Source organism: Streptomyces sp., assembly GCF_035563135.1.
Lineage (GTDB): Bacteria > Actinomycetota > Actinomycetes > Streptomycetales > Streptomycetaceae > Streptomyces.
Genome location: NZ_DATMVN010000038.1, coordinates 1 through 5988, shown reverse-complemented (window position 1 = coordinate 5988; position 5988 = coordinate 1). Strand labels below are relative to the sequence as shown.

Here is a 5988-nt window from a genome sequence, read left to right as displayed (position 1 = left end):
GCGGCCGCCTGCGTCCCGCACGACGCCGATCCGCTGGCCCAGCGGGCGGCCGTCGAGACCCTCGTCGGGCTCGGCGCCCGGCGGGTGCAGCTGGTCGACACGCTGATCGCCGCGGCCGTCGGCTGCGGGCTGCCGGTCGAGCAGCCGACCGCCACCATGATCATGGTGTGCGGCGCGGCCACCACCCAGATCGCCGTGCTCTCGCTCGGCTCGATCGTGACGGCCGTACGCATTCCGATCGGCGGCGAGGCCATCGACAACGCGGTCATCCAGCACCTGCGCCAGCACCACGCGCTGATGCTGCCCAGCCAGTCCGTGCGCCCCCTGCAACTGGCGCTCCGGGGCAACGGCCTCACGCTCAACGGCCCGGCGGTGACGGAGATCCACGGCCGGGACGTGGCCACCGGCCTGGCCCGTTCGGTGCAGGTCGACACCGCCGCCGTACGCCTGGCGATCCACACCCCGCTCACCGCGGTGCTCGACGGGCTGGGCAAGGTGCTGCGCGACTGCCCGCCCGACCTGGTGGCCGACATCGCGGAGACCGGGATCATGATGGTCGGCGGCAGCGCCCTGCTGCCGGGGCTCGACCAGATGCTGCGCGACGCGACGGGCGTCCCGGTGCGGATCGGTGAGCGCCCCGACGTGTGCTCGGTGCTGGGGCTCGGCGCGATGCTGGACGGCACGGTCGAGCCGCTGGTCCTCGCCCCGATCGCCCGCTGAGAGCCGAAGGGCTCCCGGTGGCCGGTACGGGGCTCGACCTGCGGGCCACCCTCCAGCACATCGTGGACACCGCCACGGCGCTGGCCGGGGCAAGCCACGGCGCCCTGGCCCTCCTCCACGGGGAGGAGGGCCATGTCACGGACCTGTTCACCACCGGCATGACCGAGGGCGAACGCCGCGCCGCGGGCCCGCTCCTCGACGGGCGCACGGGAGCCCTCGGAGCCCTCGTGCACGACACGCAGGCCGTACGCGTCGACGATCTGGCGGCGGGCCCGCGCCCCCGCGCCGCGCCGCCCGCGTGTCTCCTGGTGCGTTCCTTCCTCGGGGCGCCCGTCCGGGTGCACACCGAGGTGCTCGGCAGCCTCTGTCTCACCGCCCAGGAACCGGGGCACTTCACCGACACCGAGCTGGCGCTGCTGCGGCTGCTCGCCTCCCAGGCGGCCGCCGCGATCGGCGGCGCCCATCTGTACGAGGCGGCGAGGCAGCGTGAGCACTGGATCGAGGGGGCGGCCGCCGTCACCCGGGCGCTGCTGGCCGGCGCGGGCACGACGGACGCCCTGACGACCGTCGCCGAGCGGGCCAGGGTACTGGCCGGTGCGGCGGCCGGGGTGATCCTCCAGCCGACACCGGGCGGCGGGATGGAGATCGTCGCCGCCTCCACCCTCGACGATCCGGCCGGTCTCGTCGGTACCGCCATCGAACCGGGCTCCCCCGTCCTCGTCCAGCTGCTGGGCGGCGAGGAGGTCTTCATCGAGGACTCCGCGACGGACGAGCGGATGACGACCCCGGTCCGGTCCCGCTTCGGCCCCAGCATGATGCTGCCCCTGCAGAGCGGGGGCAGGCTCATCGGCACCCTCGCCCTCCCCCGGCGGCGCGGCGCGGCCCCGTACACGGCGATGGACCGGCTGCTCGCCTCCCAGTTCGCCTCCCAGGCCGCGCTGGCGCTGGTGATGGCCGACGCCCAGCACGACCGGGAGCAGCTGGCGGTCTACGAGGACCGCGACCGCATCGCCCGCGACCTGCACGACCTCGTCGTACAGCGGCTGTTCGCGACGGAGATGATGCTGGAGTCGACCCGCCGCAAGGACCTGGCCGGCGACACCGGGACCGCCGAACTGCTCGCCAGGGCGGTCGACGAGCTGGACTCCACCATCCAGGAGGTCAGGACCGCGATCTTCGCGCTCCAGCAGCCGCCGGCCGAGGCCCCCGCGACCTTCCGGGGCCGGGTCCTGCGCGAGACGGGCGGCGCGGCGGCGGTGCTCGGCTTCCAGCCGTCCGTCCAGTTCACCGGGGCGGTGGACGCCCTGGTGACGGAGCCGGTGGACGGTGAACTGCTCGATGTGCTGCGCGGGGCCCTGGCCGCCGTGCACCGGCGGACCGGGGTGTCGGCCGTCGAGGTGGAGGTGGACGCGGCGGCGCGGCTGCCCGACGGACGTGCGGCGGTGCGGCTCGTGGTCGCGGACGACGGGCGCGCCGAGGACGGCACCCGGTCACCGACGGTCACCTGGCAGGCGCCGCTCTGAGCGCGATGCGGGTGTTGGAGTGGGCGACGCCCGCCTCCTTCTTCAGCCGGCGCAGCAGCGTGTCCAGGGAGCCGGGGTCGGCCGCCGTGGCGCGTACGAGGTAGTCGTGACCGCCCGTCACATGCACCACCTCGGTGATGCCGGGCAGGGTGAGCACCGAGCGTTCGAACTGCTCGTTCGTCGTGTCGAGGCGCAGCGACACGTCGATGAAGACGACGAGGCCCGAACGGGTGTCGGCGGCCGGGTCGATGATCACCGTGAAGCCACGGATGACCCCGTCGCGGCGCATCCGGCGCACACGGTCACCCGCCGCGTTGGCGCTGAGCCCCACGCGCACACCCAGATCGCGGTACGAGATCCGGGCGTCCTCCTGGAGAATGCCGAGGATCTCTCTGTCCAGCCGGTCCATACCGCCGATTGTCGCAGCCCGGGGCGGGAAACGGCGGGTGGGCGGCCCCTCCCCGGAGCCCGGGAGAGGCCCTTCACCCATGGGGCGTCTGCCGTGCGGCGCCCTTACCCGGATGGCTCAGCCCGCCGTGCCCCGCCCGCTGCCGCGCTCTTGACTTGCGGTGTGGACACAACCTCCGAGCAGGCCCCCGCCCAGGACCGGAAACAATCCGCTGCCGCCTACCGGAACCTGATCATGGCCACGATCGGGTTCACGCTCACCTTCTGGGCGTGGAACCTGATCTCCCCGTTGTCGGGCGAGTTCAAGGAGCGCCTCGGCCTGAGCTCCTTCCAGCAGTCCCTGCTGGTCGCGGTTCCCGTCCTGGTCGGCTCGCTCGGGCGGATCCCGGCGGGCGCGCTGACCGACAAGTACGGCGCCAGGCTGATGTTTCCCGCCGTCTCGGCCCTGACGATCGTCCCGGTGCTGCTGCTCGTCCCGGCGAGGGACTCCTACGGGGCGATGCTGGCCGTCGGCTTCCTGCTCGGGCTGGGCGGTACGACGTTCGCGATCGGGATCCCGCTGGTCAACTCGTGGTTCCCGCCCGCGGAACGGGGGCTCGCGCTCGGGGTGTTCGGGATGGGCATGGGCGGCGTCGCGCTGTCCGGTTACTTCACGCCCCGGATCGCCGAGCACAGCGAGAACCTGCCGTTCTGGATCGTCGCCGGTGCGCTCCTGGTCTACTCGCTGCTCGCGGCGGTCCTCATCACCGACCACCCCCAGCGCAAGGTCCCGGCGGACTCCCTGGCCCACCGGCTGGGCTCGGCGGGCCGGCTGCGGGTGACCTGGGAGCTGTCCGCGCTGTACGCGATCGGCTTCGGGGGCATCGTCGCGTTCGGCGTCTACCTGCCGACGTATCTGAAGACGTGGTACGAGATGTCACCGACCGAGGCGGGCACCAAGGCGGCGGGGTTCGCGCTGGTCACGGTGGTCTTCCGGCCGGTCGGAGGCTGGCTCTCGGACCGGATGCACCCCGCCGTGGTCACGGCCGGGGCCCTGCTGCTGGTGGCGCTGATGGCCATCGTCCAGGCCTTCGACCCGCCGCTGGACCCGCTGGGCACGGTCGCGCTGCTGTGCATGGCGGCGGGCCTCGGCACCGCGAGCGGAAGCGTCTTCGCCCTGGTCTCGCAGGTGACACCGCAGGCCAAGGTGGGCAGCGTGACCGGCATCGTCGGCGCGATGGGCGGGCTCGGCGGGTTCGTGCCGCCGCTGGTCATGGGCGCGATCTACAGCGCGAAGGACTCGTACTCGATCGGCTTCATGCTGCTGTCCGACCTGGCGCTGGCGGGCGCCGTGTACGCGTACGGCCGGATGCGGACCATCCGCCGCGAGGGCTGAGCCGGGCCCGTGCCTGCGCCCGCGAGGGCTGCGGCCGGCCCGAACCCTGTGCCGCGCCGGCCGGCACAGGAGCCGGGCGGTCTCCGCCTCCGTCGCGATGGCCGGCCCTTGAGCCGGACAGCCTCCGCAGGCACCCCCTAGGCTGCACCGCGTGACCTCTCTTCTGCCCGCGCTGCGCGGAGCGTCCGGCCGGACGGACTCCCCCGAGGCCGTCCGGTTCGGCGAACACGTCCTGACCTATGCCCAGTTGGCTAATGCCTCCGCCGCCCTCGCCACCCGGATCGCGGGGGCGGGGCGCGTCGCCGTCTGGGCCACGTCCACCCCGGAGACGGTGGTCGCCGTCGTGGCGGCCCTCCGGGCGGGGGTGCCCGCCGTACCGCTCAATCCGAAGACCGGCGAACGGGAACTCGCCCACATCGTCGCCGACAGCGCCCCCTCGGTCGTACTGGCCGGGGCGGGCGACGGTCTGCCGTCCGCGCTCGGCGGCCTGCCCCGGCTCGACGTCGACCCGGCCGCGGCGGGGCCCGCCCCGGCCGCCGGCTTCCCCGAGCCCTCCGAGGAATCCCCCGCCCTGGTCGTCTACACCTCCGGCACGACGGGCCCGCCCAAGGGGGCCGTCCTGCCCCGCCGGGCGATCACCGCGACGCTGGACGCGCTGGAGGACGCCTGGCGGTGGACCGGCGACGACGTCCTCGTCCACGCCCTGCCGCTGTTCCATGTGCACGGGCTGATCCTGGGTGTCCTCGGCCCGCTGCGCCGGGGCGGCTCCGTGCGTCACCTCGGCCGGTTCTCGGCCGAGGGGGTGGCCCGGGAGCTGCTGTCCGGGGGGACGATGCTGTTCGGCGTGCCCACGATGTACCACCGGCTGGCCGGCGCACTGGACGGTCCGGCCGGTCCCGGGGGCCTCAGGGAGGCCCTGGCCGGAGCCCGGCTGCTGGTCTCCGGTTCGGCGGCGCTGCCGGTCCACGACCACGAGCGGATCGCCGCGGCCACCGGCCGCGGGGTCATCGAGCGGTACGGGATGACGGAGACCCTGATGAACACGGGCGTACGGGCCGACGGCGCGCCGCGTGCCGGGACGGTCGGCCCGCCGCTGCCGGGCGTGGAGCTCAGGCTCGTCGAGGAGGACGGCACCGTGCTCCAGGACACCACGTCCATCGGCGAGATCCAGGTGCGCGGCCCGAACCTCTTCACGGGCTATCTGAACCGGCCGGACGCCACGGCCGCCGCCTTCACCGAGGACGGCTTCTTCCGCACGGGCGACATGGCCACGATCGACCCCGACGGCTATGTGCGGATCGTCGGGCGCAAGGCCACCGATCTCATCAAGAGCGGCGGTTACAAGATCGGCGCGGGTGAGATCGAGAACGCCCTGCTGGAGCATCCCGGCGTGCGTGAGGCCGCGGTCACCGGTGAGCCCGACGCGGACCTCGGCGAGCGGATCGTCGCCTGGGTGGTGCCGACCGACCCCGGATCTCCCCCCGGCGAGCCGGAGCTGTCGGACCATGTGGCGGGTCTGCTGGCTCCGCACAAGCGCCCGCGCGTCGTCCGTTACCTGGACGCACTGCCCCGCAACGAACTGGGCAAGATCATGAAGAGGTCGCTCGGTGTCTGACACCCCGCGCGACCGCATGTCGGCGCGGGAGGCGATCGCCTCCGTCACCGGCAGCTTCACGGAACACCGTCCGGCCGGGCGGCCCGCCCCCGGGGACGGGCCGCTCGGCTGGAGCGGTTACGCCGAGTCCAGGGCGCGGGCCACGGCACGGACCGGTGAGGAGGAGTCCGTCCTCCACGGGACCGCCGTCGTCGGCGGCCGGGAGTGCGTCCTGGTCTCGTTCGAGTTCGGCTTCCTGGGCGGCTCGCTGGGGGCGAGCACCGGAGACCGTCTGTAAGCCGCGTACGCGCTGGCCGGTGAGCGGCGGCTGCCGCTCGTGTCCCTCGTCGCCACCGGCGGCAGCCGGA

At 73.9% G+C, this 5988-nt stretch carries 5 protein-coding genes and 1 pseudogene; 5 read left to right on the top strand and 1 reads right to left on the bottom strand.

What is annotated here, in order from left to right:
- Both VN520_RS01910 and VN520_RS01905 read left to right on the top strand, forming a co-directional pair.
- Positions 1-720, top strand: a 720-nt coding sequence (locus VN520_RS01910; protein WP_325745059.1) for a rod shape-determining protein, incomplete at its 5' end; no start/stop codon positions are given.
- A 17-nt stretch (positions 721-737) separates the two neighbouring features.
- A complete protein-coding gene (locus VN520_RS01905; protein WP_325745058.1) occupies positions 738-2243 on the top strand; it encodes a GAF domain-containing protein in 1506 nt (501 codons plus the stop codon).
- Here VN520_RS01905 and VN520_RS01900 read toward each other — a convergent pair.
- Positions 2221-2652, bottom strand: coding sequence for an Lrp/AsnC family transcriptional regulator (locus tag VN520_RS01900; RefSeq protein ID WP_325745057.1), 432 nt, complete (start codon positions 2650-2652; stop codon positions 2221-2223). The two genes, VN520_RS01905 and VN520_RS01900, sit on opposite strands and share 23 nt — an antisense overlap.
- A gap of 234 nt (positions 2653-2886) precedes the next feature.
- Between VN520_RS01900 and VN520_RS01895 the strand changes: the two genes are divergently transcribed.
- From VN520_RS01895 to VN520_RS01885, 3 genes and pseudogenes are all read left to right on the top strand, one after another.
- A complete protein-coding gene (locus VN520_RS01895) occupies positions 2887-4026 on the top strand; it encodes a NarK/NasA family nitrate transporter (protein ID WP_325745060.1) in 1140 nt (379 codons plus the stop codon).
- A 151-nt stretch (positions 4027-4177) separates the two neighbouring features.
- Entirely contained in the window at positions 4178-5641 is a 1464-nt protein-coding gene (locus VN520_RS01890; protein ID WP_325745056.1) for an acyl-CoA synthetase, read from the top strand.
- A 16-nt stretch (positions 5642-5657) separates the two neighbouring features.
- Positions 5658-5988: pseudogene (locus tag VN520_RS01885) on the top strand (carboxyl transferase domain-containing protein); the annotation flags it as partial.